This window comes from Bradyrhizobium sp. B120 (assembly GCF_049075665.1).
Lineage (GTDB): Bacteria > Pseudomonadota > Alphaproteobacteria > Rhizobiales > Xanthobacteraceae > Bradyrhizobium.
Map to the genome: position 1 here is coordinate 1559302 of NZ_CP185242.1, position 20076 is coordinate 1579377.

Sequence of the window (20076 nt, forward strand, 5' to 3'; positions counted from 1 at the left end):
TCTCAAAGGACCGGTTAATTGGCGGAGCTCCCATCCAGAAGTTTGCGCTCGTGGAAGGCGCGGACGGTCATCGTACTGCTGGTCGCCGCAGTCGCAGGCGTCGCTGTCGTCGGTCCGCGCGTCTACCCGAAACTGCGCTTCTATGTGAGCATCCTGAAGGCGATGCCGGGGGAGCAGTTGAGGCAGTCTGCCGTACTCGCCAACCTCCAGGCCGAGCATGCGAAGCAGGCCGCTGAGCTGGCCGCCATTCAAGCTGCGCAGTCACAGCAAAGCGGGGAGATCAAGGACGAGATCTCGGACCTTCGCGAACACCTTTCAGACTTGAGGACGGATACCGGAGGCTCCGCGTCATCGAATGCCGTCCGGGGAAGCGCGTATCAGCTCGGTGAATGGGCATTTTTGAACGACATCGATGTCTATCAAAAGGCCGGCCTCCTCGAAGTCTACGGCGGCACGCTGACGCAAAAGCGTATCGGGCCGATCGCCGTGAAATCCGCGGTCCTGACCGCGAGCGCGCGCAAGTCGTGGCTGGCCTGGTCGCCGGACAACACGCCAGCGATCAACGCCAAGCAGATCGAGCTCGAACTCGACAGCGATACCATTCGGGCCGGAACCCTCACCGTCGGCCTGATCCTCGATGACTACTCATTCGCCGGATGGTCGCTGCGTCTCGGTCCGGATATGCCGCCGGATGCCGCCCTCAAGCCGGCAGATGTTCCGTCCGATCTCGCCGAACCTGTCGAGAAGGCCGGCCCTCTCAAGCAGCTCCGGGGCGCCGGCAACGGACGCTACGTCGGTGCCTTGCCGAAATCGGTGAGAACGGCACTCGCCGGGACGTCGGGACACGGCGTCAGGTCATGGGTCGTCATTCTGGATGGTGCAGGGCCAGGCGAGCTTGCCATTCGACGCCTCGCCTTGACCGCATCGGATACCACGACATCCGACGCCGCGCCCTCGACCATCTCCGGAAAGGTGGTTGGTGGATTGGCCACCGCCGGGCAGCGCATCGAACTCGTCCTCGAAGACAATCAGACGCGATCGACCGAGCTTGGGCTCGATGGAAGTTTTGCATTTTCGGATGTTCCGACGCGCCTCGCGGCATCGTTGCGGTACCGGTTCGAAGATCAGGACTATTATGCGTCGCTCGGACGCTGGTTTCGCCCGCTGGCCGGCGCCATGGTGGTGGATGTTCCGGTCCGCCCGGAGTTCGACAACCCCGCCCGCAAGGAACCGAACGCCGCGGAGACGGACATCAAGTCCGAATTCGACGCCGACGACCAGAAAAACCTGACCACCTTTCGCTACGCAAAGCACCGCCGCACGACATGGCCGGGCGGTCCGGGATTTCCCCGCGAGTTTGCCGGCCGGGCCTTCGCCAACAATTTCGGACATCTCGACCGCGATCGCGCGTTGGACAACCGCGACCGCTGCATCCGCATTGGCGCCGTCGGCGGAAGCACTTTCGTCGCATTGCAGGTCAAGGCCACCGAAAAATTCAACGTGGTGCTCGAAGGTGAACTCGGACGGCGCCTCGGTCGCTGCGTCGAGGTCATCTCCGCCGGGCGCGACAATGGCGACCTTGCGGCCGACTACCGTGTCATCCGCGACTACATCATGAAGTTCCACCCGGACGTCGTGCTCATCGAGCAGATGAGCGGGCTTGCGACCCAGATGAACCCCAAAATGCTGAAGAGCACGCTCGGATGGAGCTACGAGCACAACGTGCTCGACGACTTTGATCTCGGCGCCAACGGCGCGTTGACGTTTCGGCCGTGGGATCCGAGCTGGGCGCTCGACGCCGTCGCCCCGACCAACGAGCAGCTGATCAAGGGCCTCGGCATCTTCGAGAGTTTCAGCATTCCCTATTCGGATTTTGCGCCGGAGGCCAAGGCATCGTTCGATTTGTTCGCGGCCATCGCAAAGAAGCTGAAGAGCGATTATCCCGGCACGCGCTTCGTCCTGGCGAGCGGTCATGATCAGGCTGTCTGCCATGGCAGCAACAATTGCGACGGAAAGTTCGCGATGCCGGATGGCCGCACCGTGCGCAAGGGAGCCGCGCAATTGCTCGAGAACTTCGCCAGGCTTTGCGAGCAGGCGTCGATCGGCTGCGTGCAGCCCCCGATTCCGGTGGCGGAAGAGCACCTGACCTATCAGCACGATGCCCATTATTCGGTTCGCGGACATCAGTGGCTGGCGCGTCATCTCGCGGACCAGCTCGCCGAAATACTGTCCAGACCGGGTCTCGAAAGCAGCAAATGATGCGCCGGACGCTGGCCACTTGCCTGGTCTTGATCGCGGCCGGCATATCGTCTTTTGCCGCGCAATCCCTTGCCGCGGACGTCCGCCCGCTGCCTTACCCGTTCGGCAACATGATCACGTTCTCGAGCGACGTCGACTATCAGACGCCGTGGGAGGGACATGCGATCCACCGCTACCTCAACGAAGAGCTCGGGCTTCCGATCACCGACAGCTTCTGGATCAGCAGCTCCACCGGTGGCGACAACGTCAGCGCGCTGTTCAAATCCTACATCGGTCTGAGCACGCAGCCGTCGCGTGTCGGGCAGCATTCGGTTTATGGCTTGCTGCTTCGGCAATGGCATCGCGGCAACATCGATACGATCCATTCATGGGCCGACGACATGCTGCCGCAGTTCCGGCGCGTCTTGCCGGAGCCGTTGCCGCTCTCGGCCGGTGGAATATCGCTGGACCTGAAGGGGGCCGGCGAGTGGATGCGCGCGTTCGAGGCGTTCGGCGGCAAGGACGCGCGCGGCTACCAGCAATTGCGGATGGTCTTCGACCGCGATCCGCCGGCTGACCTGGTCGTCGAGGCGCAGTTCGCCGACGGCGCAACCTATGTGTTTCCCGCGGAAACCACCGCACGCCTTCGGATGGGCGCAGGCAAGCCGCCGTCCGCAGCGCCCGCCTCGGTCACCATCATCTTGAACGAACCCTGGCCGGTCGGCGTCATGCCGGGGCGGGACGGCCCGTTTCCGGCTCTGACCGGGCTGCGCATCAAGTCAGGTTCGTGTGGCCCGTCCTGCGCCGTCAACCTTGTCGCGATCGAGCGCGACAATTTCAGCCGCTGGTCGGTGCTGGCCGAGAAGGACACGATCGATCTTCTCAACATCCGCCCCTCGTCGCTGACCTCGCATGGCGGGCTGAACTATCACCCGTCATTCGAGGGACCAGGGCCGCACTACAAGCCGGACTACAAGCTTGGCGCTGATGTCCGGCAGGAGTCGATGGGGCTGGCGGGAGCGGCGGGCACCCACGGCTATTACGCCGATATCCTGAAGCAGACGGGATTCCGCAGCGTCACATCGATCTGGAACGGTGACCCAAGCGAGACGTGGTCATTCCACCGGGGCGTCGCTCCGCTCGCTTCGGTCTTTCCTGGATTCTACGCGCTTGCGAAGAGCCACGTCAGCTTTGGCGATGTGACCAGTGAAACGATTGACGCGTCGAAAGCCGCGCTCGTGAAACTTGAACCCCGGCTCGAGGACTTCGATCTCAAGGCCTATGTCTGTACGGTGAGCATCTATTGTCGCGAAGCGTCACAGGGATCCACCGCGGGCGGCCAGATCGCGCTTGGCCGGCATCTCATTGCCAAGGGCGCCTCGGTTCAGCACCATTGGTATACCCATTTCGGCACCGTCCGTTTCGATCCGACCTTCACGGCGACATCCGAAGCGCCATTCCCTCCGGTGGCCATGGAGGAGTTTCGCAAGCTTGCAGGCGACTACTACAACCCGACCGGTGAGCTGCCGGAAGCAAAACGCGTGTGGGTGCCGCCGAGCGCCGTCTGGTCGAACTACCGGATCGTGCATTCCCAGATCGCGCAGCACGTCTCGGTGAATCCGGACACCTCCGCGGTCGAGATCGCATCGTTCGTGGACCCGGTCCTGCACGAGAAGCTGCCGGACCCGAACGCCGGCACACGCGACCTGCACGGCATCACGATCTACGTCCCGAGCGCCGATCGCGCGACCGTCTCAATCGACGGCAAGCCGATCACATCCTTCACGCGAAATCCCGCGGACGCCACCGGCCGGGAGAGCATCACGATCGTCGACGACAACACCCCGACGACATTCTTCAACAGGCTGCCGTTGGAAAAACTGGGCGAAACTCGTGTCGCGGGCGGAACGTACCAATGGCAGGCGTCGGCCGGTCAGGCGTCCGAGGCGCCGCCCGCCTATGCGAAGCTCACCGCGGCGTCGCGTGAAGCTTCGCTCACATTCGCACCAAACGACCTGCAGCTTTTCAACGTCACGCATTTGTCCTGGTCCTACCGGATCCGCAGGGACGACAGCCGGATTGCGAAAGCAAAACTCGAAATCGTCTGGCGCACCGAAGCCGGCGCGATGGTGTCGGTCGCCGAAGGTGCCGGCACAAGGCCACCGGAGGATGCCGACACCGGGCGATGGATCAAGCCGTTCGAGCGCGACGGCAATTGGCACGCGGTGACCGTCGCGCAGCACGATTTCCTCTGGAAGGCGGGCTTCGAGAAGTGGCGCGTCCTGCCGCTGGCGCTTGGAAAGATCCGCTCGGTCGAGATCAGGCTGATCGACGCGGAGCCGGGCGACATCCTCGAGATCGGCGCCATGCAGGGGCTGCGGCCGACCGGCAACGCGGTTGCCGCGGACCGCAGCCTGCTGATTGCGGGGCAGGTCGTTGCCCCGTCAGGCCGGCCGCAGCAGGGCGTCGCGATCACGCTGCGCAATGAGGATGGATCGACGCGCACCACCGCGACCGATGCGGGCGGCTATTACATCCTTGGCAAGGTCAAGCGGGATTCCCTCGTTTCGGTGAGCGCTCGGACCGCATCCGGTCCGTGCTCTCCCAAGCGCGGCGCCGAGCTGGAGCTCCGGCAGGACGAGGCCGAGCTCGACTTCGATCTCTCCGCGTGTGCAAAGAAGGAAAGCGTCAGCGCCTTGCAGTAGCCGGGCCATCCCGGGAGGAAGCGCGGCCCACTCTCCCTTGCCAGGCTACGCAAACGGCTCAGGACCAGCGTCGGAACACCAGACTGGCGTTGACGCCGCCAAATCCAAAACCGTTCGAGATCGCGTGTTCGATCGTCATCGGCCGCGCGAAATTGGCGACGAGGTCGATGCCCTCTGCGGCCGGATCGGCGTTCTCCAGGTTGAGCGTCGGCGGCGCGACCTGGTCGCGCAGCGCCAGGATCGTGAAGATCGCCTCGACGCCGCCGGCCGCGCCAAGCAGGTGTCCCGTCGCCGACTTGGTCGCGCTGACGGCAACGCGTCCCTCGCGCCCGAACACGCGGTTGATGGCCTCGAGTTCAGAGAGATCGCCGACCGGCGTCGAGGTCGAATGCGCGTTGAGATGCTGGATCTGGTCGAGCCGGAGGCCAGCCTGCCGCAGCGCCGCCTCCATCGCCCGTCGCGCGCCGTCGCCGTCTTCGGGACCCGCGGTGATGTGATAGGCGTCCGCCGTCGTGCCGTAGCCGATGAGCTCGGCGATCGGCTTCGCGCCACGCCGAAGCGCGTGGTCGAGCTCCTCGATGACGAGCACGCCCGCGCCTTCGCCCATCACAAAACCGTCGCGGTCGCGGTCGAACGGCCGCGACGCCCGCGCCGGCGTGTCGTTGAACGACGTCGACAGCGCCCGCGCCGCCGCAAAGCCGCCGAGGCTCACCGGATCGATGCAGGCCTCCGCGCCGCCGCAGATCGCGACATCGGCTTCGCCCGACCTGATCAAACGCGCGCCATCGCCGATCGCCTGCACGCTCGCAGCGCACGCGGTCACCGGCGCGCCGATCGGCCCCTTGAAGCCGTATCGAATGGTGATGTGCCCGGCCGCGAGATTGGCCAGGAAGGAGGGAACGGTGAACGGCGACAGCCGGCGCAGCCCACTCTTTTCCGCGGTGCGCACCGCGTCCGCGATCGCGGGAAACCCGCCGATCCCGGATGCGATCACGGTCGCGGTGCGCTCTCGCGCATGCGCCTCGGCCGGCATCCAGACGGCCTGCGCCACGGCCTCGCTTGCTGCCAGCAGCGCGAACAGGATGAACCGGTCCATCTTCTTCTGGTCCTTGCGCGGCGCCGCGGAATCGGGATCGAACCCGCCCTCGGCATCCTCGGCCTTGCCAGGAACCTGTCCCGCGACGCGCGCCGGCAGCGCCGCCGCCCACGCCGGCAATGCGCCAAGCCCCGAACGCCCCGCAAGCAGCCTCGACCAGACCAGTTCGGTGCCACAGCCCAGCGGGGACACCGTCCCCAGGCCCGTCACAACAATTCGACGCATGGTGCTCCTGCGGTGGCCTTGGTGCGAACCGGCTGGCCGGGACTCGAGACTGCCCGGGTCGTTGGGTCTGTATTATATGATGACTCTCATCTATTGTCTCGACCGGGCGGACGTCAAGGCATTGCCCCCTCAACGCTCCCTTCGTCCGGCCGTCAGGACACGGCCCGCTCAAGGCTGAAACAGGGGAGTTTCCGGAGCGCCAGCAAAGCTCCTCTCATCCTTGAAATCCCTTGTATTTTTGCCAGTTTCTCCAAACTGGCGGAAGGCGCGCGCCGGGTGCCCACCAAAAGTAGCCCCTCGGTTGTTGTGAATGGGCTTGCCTGCGCTTTTTGGTTGCAGGAAAATCTCACGGTTTGTTGGGGCGAATTTTATGAGTGCGATACGTATTGCGAGCGCAGTGACCTGCTGCGCCCTTGGGGCGATGTGCTCTACCATCCCTGTAGGTCAATCGGCTGAGATCAAGAGTGGCGTCGGCAAATCGGGCCAGGCCACCATATGGATCACCGGCGAACTGCTGCCCGGCGATTCGGACAAGTTTTCATCGGCCGTGAAGCAAGCCAACGATGTCGGCAGGTATGTTGCGAACGTCCGGCTCGATTCTCCGGGCGGCAACTTACTCGAGGGCGCAAAGATCGCGGACTCGATCAGATTCGGCAAGATGTCGACCAACGTCGGAAAGACCGCCGTTTGTGCATCGGCCTGTTTCCTCCTGTTCGCCGCTGGATCCTCAAAGAACGTGAGTTACGGCGCCCAGGTTGGCGTTCACGGTGCGTCGAACGAAAATGGTGAGGAGACGACCGCTTCTGGTGCGGCAACCGTCTCGATGGCCAAGATGGCGAAAGAGCTCGGAGTGCCGCCAGCAATCATCGGGAGGATGGTCGTCACCGCGCCGAGCGACATGGTTTGGCTCAGCCCGCAAGATCTTCAGTCCATGGGCACGACGATGATGGGAAAGCCCAGTCAAACGGCTGCGACGGGCGCACCGTTGCCTCTGGAGCCGGGCCAGGTTGCGCGGCAGACGCCTCAGCAAACGCGGCCGGGCGATCCGACGAGCTTGCTGCCAAGCTCGAAGACCAATGCGCCGCTCACGTGGGAATCATTCGTGAATGACGCCATCGAGATGTCGGCTCGGCAAAATGGCGGCCGGGCAAATAGCATGAGGGGGTGTCAGCCAGAACTGAAGGTCTGCATCAACGCCGTCATGTTCAAGATGGACGGCACCGACGCGATGATCAAAGTCACCAAAGATATCAACGACAAGATCATCCGCAGAGAGTTTTGCGCCTTCAACAATTCAGGCGACATTCGCCTCTGCCTCGACTGGGACACTCAGCAAAAACACCGCGATATGAAGGATGCACGCGGTGATTGGAGCAAGGTGGCTGACGAATAAGCAAATCGAATTACGGTGACAATGCCCATCAATTGATGTCGGATACCAGCGCGGCAAGGCCGCGCGGACGTTCTGATAATGGAAATAAGTGCACTGTCACCGTCACGTGAGAACGAGGCTGTCGCTCAAATCGGGCAGAATCTCAAGGAGCTTCGCGCGCACGTTCCTGCACCCCTTGATCACATTTGCGGGGAATAGAATTCACATGCTCACGACCGAACACCTCCTCAACGGACTACCGCCCGACTTGACGCTCCGGTTCTTCGCCACGTTCGCTCGAATGGAGTTTGCGCTGAAACATCTTCGCTTGCTCCGCTTTACGGCGGAGGGAGACGTGGCGCAGATGGGGCTGCCGAGTCTTGTAGCCCGGCTCGGAACCGGCTTCTTTCCGGCCGTCCAAGCTGCCCATGTAGCTGAGACGTTGATTGCAATCCCGCCAAAGCACTTCCTTGTCAATGGCGCCGGCGGCGTGGAGTTCGGCGCGCAGCCCGCTGCCATCGCGACGACCTCCGATTTGATCGGCGCGACCTGGCGCGTCCGTAACAATCTCTTTCATGGTAACAAGCTGTTTCCCGCCAATCGCGAGCGCGACGAGCGCTTGATGATGGATGCGTTGGCCGTGCTCGGCATGATTCTGGAGGCGCTACCCGATGTGTCGATCGCGTTTCACGAACCTCAACATTATTTCTGAAGGTAGTTCATGACACGAAGGGAGGAACTGCCGAAGCTCTGAATCAAGGAGTTGCTGCTTCACGCGAAGATTGCCGAGGAATTTTGCGAGCTAGAGATCACGCGCAACGCGAACGACCCGACCGGAGACCTGGTGGAATATCTATTCTGCGCGGCGTTTGGATGGGCGCGCGCTGGGAAGCGTTCTCTTTGACGAGATGTACGGCGTCCTGCGAGCCGCGCTCATTCCTCGCGTTACCGTTAAGTTGCGAGCGACCTATGTGGCTCACACCAACAGCCACATATTCATCCTGCATGACGACGTGTGGCGTGCGGAAGGGGTCCGAGACGTAACTTCAGAACTGGCAGAGATCATGACCTGAGGCTGCCGTGCCGCAATGTGAATCAAATCGGCGACGTGATCGTGCATGCAGCCTGCGTGCAAAGTGCTCCCTTAGTCTTAAGCAGGCGTAGCTCGGATGAGCGTAGCGACATCAGGGGAATGGTCTGTCCCCGCATGTCGCTGCGCTCATGCGGGCTATTTGATTTAAAACTTTTGTAGGCCAGCCTCGGTAGGTGGGGCAGCAATCACCGCGACGCCGGATCGCCGTGCAACGATGGTTGCACGGGATTGGCTTTCAAACTCACATGTTCAGAACGCCATTCCTTAAATGATTGCGCGTCACGAAACGACAACGCTCGGTCGGCCATCACTTCGCATGATCGCAGCTCAATGTTCTTCCATACCCAGCCTTGACGACACTTATCCGCAAAGAGTCTCTCTATCGCTTGGCGGGCTTCCTCGGCTTTCGCTTCGGCCACTTCGGGATCATTGTCGGTATCATAAAGCAACGTGACGATAAGATCGTAAGCGTCGTTCTCGCCGCTGCGTTCATTTTCCTGCCCTTCGTCGACATCGAAGAACACCGCACGAAGATATTTGCCGAACTTGGTGCCGATTGCCTTTAACCCATTTTCAACGCCAGTTGATCTCAACCGTCGATTAAATTCATCTGCGAACGCGGACCGCTGGTACCGTGCAACTAACCACCGTTGGAGTATGACTAGTTCTTCGTAAGACAGACGAGCATGCGAGTCGGGGTCATGCTGTAGCAAAGAGTTCTTCGGAACCGCCATCTTGGCGGTCGCGGCGATCTCTATCAAGATTGGCGTTGAGCCAGCTGAACATTCGAGATGAAGTCGACGAGTATTTTTTGCAAAAGTGTAATTGCCTTCCACCTTGCCGACCTTGCGACCGACGATAATTTCAATCGTTGGTTCGGAATCGGGCGGTTGAGACAAATCGCAATCGTGAGATATCACGATGGCGACGGTGGATTCCGGGTCATCGGCCGTCAAAAGACCCAATTCGCTCAGCGCCTGTCTGGGCAATAGATGGCCTTGACGCCATTTGGTGCTGCTATCCCAAATGGCCATGCCTTAGCTAGCTTTCCTCATTGTGCATCGGCACGCCCATTGCTGCGGACCCGATCTTTTGGTCTTTTCGCGCCCCGAGCCGTGCTTGTAGCCGGTCTCTCTGTTCACTTTCCCGCCGAAGTATCGAGATAAGCGATAGCGCTGCGTGTTCTGCGTCGCCCCCATTCTTCACAAATTCAATGAACGTCTTGCCGCCAGCTAACTTTCTGCGAAGCGCAAACACTGGATTTGGCACTTCTGCCGCTATCGCGTCTGCAGCGCGGCCCAAGCTCGAAAGCCTATCAGCATTGTCGGCAGCAACCGGTTTACCCGATAGCCAGTCGTAGACAGCTTGTCGCGAAACTCCGACAATAGTTGCAAGCTCGGTGACACTCAATTTGAGAACTTCGCGGACTCGCGCAATATCCTCAGTCGGCGTGCGCTCGGTAACGTTTTGCCTTTCGGGAGAATCGTAGCGTGCAAAGGCATAACCCTTGTCGCCTTTGGCGCGATAATACTCGCCCGTTGCTAAGCCGCCAGTTCCGACCTGCAAAGCAACAGTAGCGGCAGCAAAAACAGCACCTGAAAACCAACGTGTAGTCGGTGTGCTAGGGAGGGCTGTCATGAATCACTTCCATTTGTCCAAAGCGTGAGACATTACTGTGAGCTTAAAAACCTTCTCAATTTCATCGTGCAGCACGAATAGCTCTGATTGTAGTCTTGCGGCGTCATATTTCATTCGCGACTCGGTAAAGCCGTCATTATCTAAGATCGCATGCAGACCATTTAGCTTTTTAAAGCGCTCGGGCAACTCGAACAGAAACGGTTGTAGATCGGCAGGTATACCAACCGGACCGGGTTGGACAATAACCCTAGAGACAATGGTCGCATGTTTTAGCTTGCTTTGGGTTTCAAAAAAGGAATGCGAAAGCTCACCGCCGATCTTTCCGACCAATCCGAACACAGAGGGATTCAGGTATTGAGAAAGCTCGTCCCCCGTGTCCGGAAAAACCGCATCGAGATAACGAACGCCCACTCGGTCCGTATAGCTCAAGCCGCCGATGGTCGCGTCAATGATCCCGAGCCCTTCGAGAAGGCGGTTCGAAAAAGTTTCGAATACATCGTATTCGGTTGCCATATAGGTCAGGGAATCCTGAAGCAGGATGAACCCGAGCGTTTTTTCCATGTTGGAAAACACGTACTGGGCAACGGCGGTCGCGGGTACGGCTTGTCCGCCCTCAGTAGATCCCGCCAAATTCAGGCTAAAGGTTTGGGCCAACACCTTCCTGAAGTCGGGATATCCCAACTTCCGGTACGCTTCTTGTATGGCAGGTGCGTAGTTATCCAAAGCTAGAAGCCGGTTAAACCGCACCTGCGCCAAGCCAAGATACACCGGTGCGCGGCTCATTTTCTTGCTCATCGGCTCCCCTTCGCTTGACGCTTTACTTGACACTTTACATTCGGCTTTACAAGTGGAGGAAAGGTAAAAATGTTCCATAAACTGGTCCTTTTTGAGGGAAATGTCGCGTAGCGATGGGCCTTTTATCGGCCCGGTTCATCCATCCTGCTTTCGGCGCCGCCCTTGTGCGGTGATTGCGAAAGCCCAATCACCTCATCCTCTCCAGTACCTTCCGCACGTCCCGCAACACCTCCCGTATCTGCCTCCGCTCTTCGATCGCATCCCCAGTGAACAGGCCGTGCTTGCGCGCGTTCCGATTTGCCCTTGGCGCGCCTGATCCCTCGGCGCCGCCGTGCATGCGGCAGCGCGTCTCGCCGTGCACCGCCGGCGCGCGGCACGCGCCACCGCAACGGGTTTTGGCGCCGCAGTGCGGACTCGCCCGCATCGGCCCGGTGGTTCTGATGTGATCGCTCATGCCTCTGCGTTCTGCCCGGCATCGGCGGCATCATGCCGTCGCCCGGCGCCCGCGGGCCTCGGTGCCCGCGCCGCGGAGGCTGGGGTCTGGTCCGAGACGATCACATTCGCATGCTGGGTGACGTTGCCGACGATGGCATTGCCGCCGTCCTCCACCTTCACGTTCTGCACGGTGATGGCGGGCTCGCGCTGGCTGCGGTAGCGGGTCAGCGCGTCGATCTGGGCGGGAAAGGTGCGGGTGAGCCGGCCGAGCGCCCGCGCGGCGCTGTCGTGCTGGGCGAGGTCGTCGGCATGCGCGAGGTGATGGGCGCAGCGCATCGCCATCACATGCACCGACACCATCTGCGCCACCAGCATGGCCTCGACGGAATCCCGCGGGCCAATGCTCTTCACCATCGAGATCATGAAGGCGAGGTTGACCTCGCAGGGCTTGCCGCCGCTCACGCTGGCCTTGACCAATTGGCGCAGGATGCCGTCCATCGCGTCGCGGTCGGCGGCGCCGAGCACGTTCGCCATCAGCGCTTCGCCGAGCTTGCGGTCGGGATGGTCGATCGCGTATCCGCGCCGCGAGAGTTTGATGCGCGGCGTCGCGGCGGCCTGGCTCTGGGCGGTTGCGGCGGGCATCGTCGGCACGGTGATGTCAGGTGCAGTCGTCATGTCGATGGTCCTTGGGGCGCGCGCGGCATGCGCGCAGGCGATCGCTCGCTGCGGCAGCCGGTGCGATGTCGATTGTGAGGAGGGTGGTCGCAAGCGCAATCGTCGCACCGCTATTGCGGGGCGAGGGGCGCTTGCACGATTTCGGAATATTGGAAAATTACCCCTGAGTTGCCCGACGTGTCAAGTTGACTCATCGAGCGCAAGGCAGCCGCCGGCTACTGTGCATGGGGTTGTTTTCGATATTTTGGCTGCGCGCCCCTGCGGCGGGCAGTTCCGCCGCCGTCACCCGCAGTCATGCCGGCGCGGCACGGGGCGATAACCGGCCAGCGGGTACCGCGCGCCGGCTGAATCATTATACTGGCCGGACCGTTGCGACCCAGGCGCGGCCTCACCGCCGGCCTGCGGATCAAGGAGATGAGATGAGCGAGACCATTGGCTACCCCGATCCCGGCCTCGATCTGTCCGATGGTTTCAAGCCGCATACCTCGCATTGGGGCGTGTTTTCGGCGCGGCTCGGCAAGGCGGGTCTCGAAGTCCGGCCCTATGGCGGCGATCCCGATCCGAGCGGCATCATCAACAACTTCCCCGGCGCGCTGCGCCACCAGGCGCGCATTGCCCAGCCCGCGATCCGCCGCGGCTGGCTCGAGCGCGGGCCCGGGCCCGACGAGCGCCGCGGCCGCGATGAATTCGTCTCGGTCAGCTGGGAGCAGGCGCTCGATCTACTCGGCGGCGAGCTCGGGCGCATTCGCGACACGCTCGGCCCCGGCGCGGTGTTCGGCGGTTCCTATGGCTGGTCGAGCGCGGGCCGCTTCCATCACGCGCAGAGCCAGGTGCATCGCTTCCTCAACATCGCGCTCGGCGGCTATGTGCGTTCGGTGAACTCCTATTCCTCGGGCGCGTCCTCGGTGCTGCTGCCGCAGATCCTGACCGGCTACGAGGACATCACCAAGCGCAACGTCACCTGGGAGCAGATCGCAGCCGAGACCGAGATCGTGCTGGCGTTCGGCGGCATGGCGCTGAAGAACTCGATGGTCGCCGGCGGCTCGATCAGCAAGCATGTCGAGCGCGGCGCGATGGAGGCGGCGCAGCGGCGCGGCTGCGAGTTCATCCTGGTCAGCCCGCTGCGCGACGATCTGCCGGTCGAGGCCGGCGCCGAATGGATGACGGCCGTGCCCGGCACCGACACCGCGCTGATGCTCGGCATCGTCCACACGCTGGTCAGCGAAGGCCTGCACGATCAGGCCTTCCTCGATCGCTACACCGAGGGCTGGCCGGTCTTCCTGCGCTATCTCATGGGCGAGAGCGACGGCGTGCCCAAGAGCGCCGGATGGGCCGCCGCGATCTGCGGCATCGATGCGAACACGATCAGGACGCTGGCGCGGCGGCTCGCCGGGCGGCGCGCGCTGATCACCGTCTCGCATTCGCTGCAGCGCGCCGAGCATGGCGAGCAGCCGGTGTGGATGGGCATGGTGCTGGCGGCAGCGCTCGGCCAGATCGGCCTGCCCGGCGGCGGCTACGCCTATTCGCTCGGCGCGATCGGCTATTACGGCCGCCGCGTCAATGCCGTGCCCGGACCGACGCTGGGGCAAGGCCGCAACGGCGTCGCCGACTTCATTCCGGTGGCGCGCATCGCCGACATGCTGCTCAATCCCGGCACCTTCTATCGCTACAATGGCGAGACGCGCACCTATCCGGATATCCGCCTGGTCTATTGGGCCGGCGGCAATCCGTTCCACCATCACCAGGACCTCAACCGGCTGCGCAAGGCCTTTGCGAAGCTCGATACGCTTGTGGTGCACGAGCTCGCCTGGACCGCCACCGCGCGCCACGCCGACATCGTGCTGCCCGCGACGATGACGCTGGAGCGCGAGGACATCGGCTATTCCAGCAACGATCCGCTGATGGTCGCCATGCACCGGATCGCCGAGCCGTTTGGTCTCGCCCGCGACGACTATGACATCTTCGCCGATCTTGCCGACAGGCTGGGGGCCCGCGAGCCCTTCACCGAGGGGCGCACGTCGCGGCAATGGCTGGCGCATCTCTACGAGCCGACCCGCAAGGCGCTCGCCGCGCGCGGGCTCGAGGCGCCGGATTTCGAGGAATTCTGGGCGCGAGGCAGCCTGGTGGTGCCGCAACATCTCGACGATGGCGGCTCGCTGCGCCGCTTCCGCGAGGACCCGGTGGCGCGGCCGTTGCCGACACGAAGCGGCCGCATCGAGATCTTCTCGCAGAAGATCGCAGATCACGGCGATGCGGACTGCCCGGGCCATCCGTTCTGGCTGGAGAAGACCGACACGCCGACGTCTGATACGCCGTGCTTCCTCGTCGCCAATCAGCCGGTGACGCGCCTGCACAGCCAGCTCGACTTCGGCGGCCACTCGCAAGAGGCCAAGCATCGCGGCCGCGAGGTCGCGCGCATGAATCCGCGCGATGCCAAGGCGCGCGGCATCGCTGAGGGCGACATCATCCGCATCTTCAACGCGCGCGGCGCCTGCCTCGCCGCGGTGCATGTCACCGACGGCATCGCGCCCGGCGTGGTCCAGCTGCCGACCGGCGCCTGGTACGATCCGATGGACCCCGAGGAGGAGGCGCCGCTCTGCGTGCACGGCAATCCGAACGTGCTGACCCGCGACATCGGCACGTCATCTTTCGCGCAGGGCTGCACCGGCCAGCTCACCACCGTCGAGGTGGAGCGTTTCAACGGCAATCTGCCGCCGATCCGGGCGTTCGATCCGGCGTAACCGGCGGCTTGCGGGCCGATCACGAACAAATCATCGGTGGGGCGCTGGCTGGCGCCCAACCGTTCGGCTACGGCATCACGACGTCGTCCCTGAGTTCTGGATTTGCCGAGATGCACCTGAAAACCCTGTTTCACCTCGCCGTCGCTGCGACCGTCGCGCTCGGTTCGTCCAATGCATGGGCGCAATCCGCCGCCGAGCCGGCATACGGACCGGAATTGCAGGGTTTCGACTATCCCTACCCGGTCGAGCACTACCGCTTCAGCTCGCAGGGCCAGGAGCTCGACATGGCCTATCTCGACGTCAAGCCGGCGACGCCGAACGGCCAAACCGCGGTGCTGCTGCACGGCAAGAACTTTTGCGCCGCGACCTGGGACGGCACCATCAAGGCGCTCAGCGGCGCCGGCTATCGCGTGATCGCGATGGACCAGATCGGGTTCTGCAAATCCTCCAAGCCCGAACGCTATCAGTTCACCTTCCAGCAGCTCGCCGGCAACAGCCGCGCGCTGCTGGCTTCGCTCGGGATCGAACACGCGATCATGGTCGGGCACTCGACCGGCGGCATGCTGGCGATGCGCTACGCGCTGATGTATCCGGAGGCCACCGACCACCTGGTGCTGGTCGATCCGATCGGGCTCGAGGACTGGAAGGCCAAGGGCGTGCCGTGGCTCAGCCTCGACGGCTGGATGCAGCGCGAGACCCGCGTCACCGCGGACAGCATCCGCGCCTATGAACGCGCCACCTACTATGCCGACACCTGGGATCCGTCCTACGAGACCTGGGTGCAGATGCTGGCCGGCATGTATCGCGGGGAGGGCCGCGCCGCCGTGGCGTCGAGCTCAGCGCGGCTCTACGACATGATCGCGACCCAGCCGGTGTTCTACGAGTTCGAGCAGATCAAGCCGCCGACCCTGCTGTTTGTCGGCGACAAGGACACCACCGCGATCGGCAAGGACACCGCGCCGCCCGAGATCCGCAAGACGCTCGGCAATTATCCGGTGCTCGGCAAGGCGGCCGCGAAGCGAATCCCGCATGCGCAGCTGATCGGATTCCCCGACCTCGGCCATTCGCCGCAGATCCAGGCGCCGGCGCGCTTCCACGACGCGCTGCTCGGCTGGTTGCAGCATCCGGAAACCGGTGCGACGCTGGTCAAGTAGCAACGGTGAGACAGGCGGGCGACATCATGACGACAGCCGAGATGGTCAGCGTGTTCACGGTGGATGGGCAGGGCGGCAATCCCTGTCCGATCGTGGTCGATGCAAGCGGCATGAGTGCGTCCGAAATGCAGGACGTCGCGCGCCGCCATGGTCACGAATCCGGCTTCGTGTTGCCGGGCGAGAGCGACGATTTCGACGCCACGTTCCGCTTCTTCGTTCCGAACCACGAAATGGAGATGTGCGGCCACGCCACCATCGGCGCGCTCTGGCTGCTGGCGCGGCATGGCAAGCTGCCCGGTGATACGATCCGGATCGCGACGCGCAGCGGCCCCGTCACCGGCTTCATCAGCCGCGATCGCAACGGCGAGCCAAGTGTCGAGATCACCCAGCCGGCCGGAAAGACCGTTCCGCTCACCGATGCGCAACGCGATGACGTGCTCCGCGCGCTCGCGGTCGGGCCGGATGCGATCGGCGGGACTGCACCCTGCAATGCGGTCACATCGCGGATCAAGACCCTGATCCCGATGCACTCACCGGAGGCGCTGAATGCGCTGGATCCCGCGGTCGAGGCCGTCGAAGCGGTCTGCGGCCGGATCGGATCGACCGGGCTCTATCCATTCGCGGTGATCGACCGCGACGCTCGCTTGTTCGAGGCGCGGCAATTCCCGCGCTCGTCCGGCTATCGCGAGGATGCCGCAACCGGCATCGCGGCCGCGGCGCTGGCATTCGGGTTGCTCGACAGCGGCCTGGTCGCGCCGAACGACGAGGAGATTCGTATCCTGCAGGGCAGGACGATGGGCCGGCTGTCGGAAATTCGCGTCCGCATCGGCTTTGCCGGCGGCCGTGCCGTCGGCTGCCTGCTCGGCGGCAATGTCGTGCTGATGGCTGCGCCGTCACACTGAATGAGCTAGCTCGATTCGGCGGCGCGCTTGGCGCGCTCTCGCGCGCTGGCGTGCACCGGCGACGATTTCCGGGCACCAGGGCCCGGATGCACGTGGACCGCCTTGGCGCTCAGCGGCTCGCCGCATTCCGAGCAGACCATGACAGGATCGAACATCTTCCCGCAGGTCTTGTGTTCGTGCAGCAACGGCCGACCGCGGGCGTCGACCATGTGGATGTTGCCCCAGTGCACGATCGACATGATGATCGGATAGAGGTCGAGGCCCTTCTGCGTCAGGATGTATTCGTAGCGCTTCGGCGCTTCCTGATAGGGAATCTTGCGCAGCACGCCGAACCGCACCAGCTTCTTCAGCCGGTCGGCGAGCAGATGGCGGGTGATCCCGAGCGATGCCTGGAAGTCATCGAACCGGCGGATGCGCAGGAAACATTCGCGCAGGATCAACAGGCTCCAGCGGTCGCCGATCACGGCGACGGTGCGGGCCAGCGAGCACGGCTCCTCTTCGAGGGTATCCCATTTCATCGGCGTCTCCTGCGATCTGCGACGGCATCGCACATAAAATTCTAAAACAGAACTGACGTTATTTCAATAGGATGCCTACGTGGTGGCTGCTGCACGGTCATTGGATGACAAATATCATATTGACAGTTCTAAAATAGAACTTATGGTTCGGACCACGATCAACCGGCGGCAACAGGCGATTGCCGAACATCGAAGGGAAGGGCGTTCCATGGCTGCTCCGCTCAAGGTCGAATTCCATTTCGATTTCGGAAGCCCCAACGCCTATCTCGCCGAACTCGCGCTGCCCGGGATCGAGAAGCGCACCGGCGTCAAGTTCGACTACATCCCGGTGCTGCTCGGCGGCGTCTACAAGGCGACCGGCAACATGTCACCCGGCGAGTCGCTGCGCGGGATCAAGAACAAGCCCGAATACAACGCGCTCGAGACCGAGCGCTTCCTGCGCCGCCACAACATCACGAAGTTCGCCATGAACCCGTTCTTTCCGGTCAACACGCTGGCGCTGATGCGCGGCGCGGTAGCCGCACAGTTCGAAGGCGTGTTCGAGCCCTATTTTCGCGCGGCCTACAACCACATGTGGGTCGAGCCCAAGAAGATGGACGACCCGCAGGTGTTCCGCGAAGCCTTCCTGTCCTCGGGTGTCGACATCGATCGTCTGATCGCCCGTGCCCAGCAGGACGACGTCAAGAAGAAGCTGATCGACAACACCAGCGACGCGGTCGCGCGCGGCTCGTTCGGATCGCCGACGTTCTATGTCGGCAACGAGATCTTCTTCGGCAAGGACAAGGTGCGCGAAGTCGAGGAAGAGATCGTCGCGCAGCTGGCGGCGGGGCAGCGCAAGACCGCCTGAGCGGAAAATTCCTCGACACACAAGCCCAAAGGGCAGCGACAGGGAGGTTTGAGTGCAGGCGCCGATCCAGATTATCGAAGGAAGTGTGGAAGGCTTGCCAAACCGCCTCCACGAGGTGATCGATCACCACGTCGCGGCGACGCCGGATCATCCGGCGCTGATCGACGACAAGGGGCGGCTGACCTATCGCGAGCTCGATCGTGCGGTCGGCCGTGTCGCCGAGGCCTTGCAGGCGCTCGGCATCCGCGCCGGCGACCGCATGATGATCGTGAGCGAGAATTCGATTCCGCTGGCCTGCCTGCTGCTGGCGGCGAGCCGGCTCGATGTCTGGTCGATCGTGGTCAATCCGCGGCTGTCGCCGCGTGAGCTGGATCAGATCAGGGATCACAGCGGCGCCCGCCGCGTGTTGCTCACTGCTGAGGTCTCGCAAGAGGCGGCCACCCATGCCGCGCGCTATGAGGCTGCCGTGCAGGATGTCGGCCCGCTCCGTGGCGTTGCCGTCACCGGCCTGAACTTGGCGACCACGGCGGAGCCGGTCGAAGCCGACGGCGCTAACCAGGTCGCGGTCCTGATCTACACGTCCGGCACCACCGGTGCGCCAAAGGGCGTGATGCTGACCCATCGCAATCTGCTGTTCAGCGCCCGGGGCACCGCGGGCTTCCGAAAGATGGCGGCCGACGACGTGCAATATTGCGTGCTGCCGATCTCGCATATCGTCGGCATCTCGCTGCTGACCATGACCCTGATGGTCGGCGCCACCGTGCGCCTGGTCGCCAAGTACGATCCGGCCGCGCTGGTCAGGGCGATGGCCGAGGAGGGCATCACGATCCTGAACGGCGTGCCCGCGACCTATCAGCGTCTGCTCGAATACCGGCGCAACGCCGGCTTGCCGAATCTCGATCGCGGCCGGTTGCGCGTGATCTCGGTGGCCGGCGCGCCGCTCGATCTCGATCTCAAATCCCGGGTCGAGCAGGAGCTCGGGCTGCCGCTGCTCAATGGCTATGGCATCACGGAGTGTTCACCCGGCATCTCCGGCGTCCGACCCGATAACCCGCGGGCCGACCACGCGGTCGGCACCGTGATGCCTGGCCTCGAGGCGAAACTGGTCAGCCGCGACCTCAAGCCGGTTGCATCGGGCGAAGTCGGCGAGTTGCATGTCCGCGGCCCTAACGTGATGCGCGGCTATTACCGCGCGCCTGATCTGACCGCCAAGGCGATCGATCCCGACGGCTGGTTCAACACCGGCGATCTGGCGCGCTTCGAGAATGACGTCCTCTACATCGTCGGGCGCACCAAGGAGATGATCATCCGCTCCGGGTTCAACGTCTATCCGGCCGAGATCGAGGCGGTGCTGAGCACGCACGACGCCGTTGTGCAGTGCGCCGTGGTCGGCCGGCCGGTCGAGGGCAATGAGGAAATCATTGCGTTTGTGCAGCTGATCAAGGGGTCGACGGCCACCGTGCAGGACCTGATGGCCCATATTGCCCCGCAACTCACCTCGTACAAGCGCCCGTCCGAGATTATCCTGATGGACGCGCTGCCCGCGACGTCGACGGGCAAGCTCCTGAAGCACAAGCTCGCGGAGTCGCTGCGCAGCTGAGGCTGAGCCGCCGCAAGCCAGTTCACTCAAACACAACCGGAG

Annotated in this window: 16 protein-coding genes; 9 read left to right on the forward strand and 7 right to left on the reverse strand. The window is 63.2% G+C overall.

What is annotated here, in order from left to right:
• The first annotated feature begins 18 nt into the window (after positions 1–18).
• Together ACOIX3_RS07445 and ACOIX3_RS07450 are read left to right on the forward strand one after the other, a co-directional pair.
• A complete protein-coding gene (locus tag ACOIX3_RS07445) occupies positions 19–2259 on the forward strand; it encodes a hypothetical protein (RefSeq protein WP_420969106.1) in 2241 nt (746 codons plus the stop codon).
• Positions 2259–4943, forward strand: a complete 2685-nt coding sequence (locus ACOIX3_RS07450) for a carboxypeptidase-like regulatory domain-containing protein (protein WP_420969107.1) — start codon at positions 2259–2261, stop codon at positions 4941–4943. Before ACOIX3_RS07445 ends, ACOIX3_RS07450 begins: the two co-directional genes overlap by 1 nt.
• A gap of 58 nt (positions 4944–5001) precedes the next feature.
• Here the strand turns inward: ACOIX3_RS07450 and fabF are convergent, their stop codons facing one another.
• On the reverse strand, positions 5002–6264 hold the full coding sequence (gene fabF, locus ACOIX3_RS07455; protein ID WP_420969108.1) for a beta-ketoacyl-ACP synthase II: 1263 nt from the start codon (positions 6262–6264) through the stop codon (positions 5002–5004).
• A 370-nt stretch (positions 6265–6634) separates the two neighbouring features.
• Here fabF and ACOIX3_RS07460 point away from each other — a divergent pair, with 370 nt between their 5' ends.
• Positions 6635–7657, forward strand: a complete 1023-nt coding sequence (locus ACOIX3_RS07460; RefSeq protein ID WP_420969109.1) for a hypothetical protein — start codon at positions 6635–6637, stop codon at positions 7655–7657.
• Between the two features lie 205 nt (positions 7658–7862).
• Positions 7863–8348, forward strand: a complete 486-nt coding sequence (locus tag ACOIX3_RS07465) for a hypothetical protein (protein WP_420969110.1) — start codon at positions 7863–7865, stop codon at positions 8346–8348.
• Between the two features lie 566 nt (positions 8349–8914).
• Here ACOIX3_RS07465 and ACOIX3_RS07470 read toward each other — a convergent pair.
• The 5 genes from ACOIX3_RS07470 to ACOIX3_RS07490 all read right to left on the reverse strand — a co-directional run bounded on the left by ACOIX3_RS07470 (position 8915) and on the right by ACOIX3_RS07490 (position 12272).
• Positions 8915–9763 carry a hypothetical protein gene (locus tag ACOIX3_RS07470; protein ID WP_420969111.1) on the reverse strand — a complete coding sequence of 283 codons (849 nt, stop codon included), beginning with the start codon at positions 9761–9763 and terminating at the stop codon, positions 8915–8917.
• Positions 9764–9770: 7 nt separating this feature from the next.
• Positions 9771–10367, reverse strand: coding sequence for a helix-turn-helix domain-containing protein (locus ACOIX3_RS07475; protein WP_420969112.1), 597 nt, complete (start codon positions 10365–10367; stop codon positions 9771–9773).
• 3 nt (positions 10368–10370) lie between these two features.
• Positions 10371–11162, reverse strand: a complete 792-nt coding sequence (locus tag ACOIX3_RS07480; protein WP_420969113.1) for a TIGR04255 family protein — start codon at positions 11160–11162, stop codon at positions 10371–10373.
• Positions 11163–11349: 187 nt separating this feature from the next.
• Positions 11350–11616, reverse strand: coding sequence for an HGGxSTG domain-containing protein (locus ACOIX3_RS07485; protein WP_420969114.1), 267 nt, complete (start codon positions 11614–11616; stop codon positions 11350–11352).
• On the reverse strand, positions 11613–12272 hold the full coding sequence (locus tag ACOIX3_RS07490; RefSeq protein ID WP_420969115.1) for a hypothetical protein: 660 nt from the start codon (positions 12270–12272) through the stop codon (positions 11613–11615). The genes ACOIX3_RS07485 and ACOIX3_RS07490 overlap by 4 nt, the downstream gene beginning before the upstream one ends.
• A 419-nt stretch (positions 12273–12691) precedes the next feature.
• On the opposite strand from ACOIX3_RS07490, the gene ACOIX3_RS07495 reads away from it, so the two are divergent.
• From ACOIX3_RS07495 to ACOIX3_RS07505, 3 genes are all read left to right on the forward strand, one after another.
• Complete coding sequence (locus tag ACOIX3_RS07495) at positions 12692–15013, forward strand: molybdopterin guanine dinucleotide-containing S/N-oxide reductase (protein WP_420969116.1); 2322 nt, start codon at positions 12692–12694, stop codon at positions 15011–15013.
• Between the two features lie 110 nt (positions 15014–15123).
• On the forward strand, positions 15124–16167 hold the full coding sequence (locus ACOIX3_RS07500; protein WP_420969117.1) for an alpha/beta fold hydrolase: 1044 nt from the start codon (positions 15124–15126) through the stop codon (positions 16165–16167).
• A 26-nt stretch (positions 16168–16193) separates the two neighbouring features.
• Positions 16194–17069: a PhzF family phenazine biosynthesis protein gene (locus tag ACOIX3_RS07505; RefSeq protein ID WP_420969118.1), complete on the forward strand. Its 876-nt coding sequence runs from the start codon at positions 16194–16196 to the stop codon at positions 17067–17069.
• A 5-nt stretch (positions 17070–17074) separates the two neighbouring features.
• Here ACOIX3_RS07505 and ACOIX3_RS07510 read toward each other — a convergent pair whose 3' ends face one another.
• Positions 17075–17587 (reverse strand): helix-turn-helix domain-containing protein, encoded by a 513-nt coding sequence (locus ACOIX3_RS07510; RefSeq protein WP_342726770.1) that lies wholly within the window; start codon positions 17585–17587, stop codon positions 17075–17077.
• A gap of 208 nt (positions 17588–17795) precedes the next feature.
• On the opposite strand from ACOIX3_RS07510, the gene ACOIX3_RS07515 reads away from it, so the two are divergent.
• Entirely contained in the window at positions 17796–18434 is a 639-nt protein-coding gene (locus tag ACOIX3_RS07515; protein WP_420969119.1) for a 2-hydroxychromene-2-carboxylate isomerase, read from the forward strand.
• Between the two features lie 85 nt (positions 18435–18519).
• On the forward strand, positions 18520–20034 hold the full coding sequence (locus tag ACOIX3_RS07520; protein ID WP_420971678.1) for a class I adenylate-forming enzyme family protein: 1515 nt from the start codon (positions 18520–18522) through the stop codon (positions 20032–20034).
• The last annotated feature ends 42 nt before the right edge of the window (positions 20035–20076 follow it).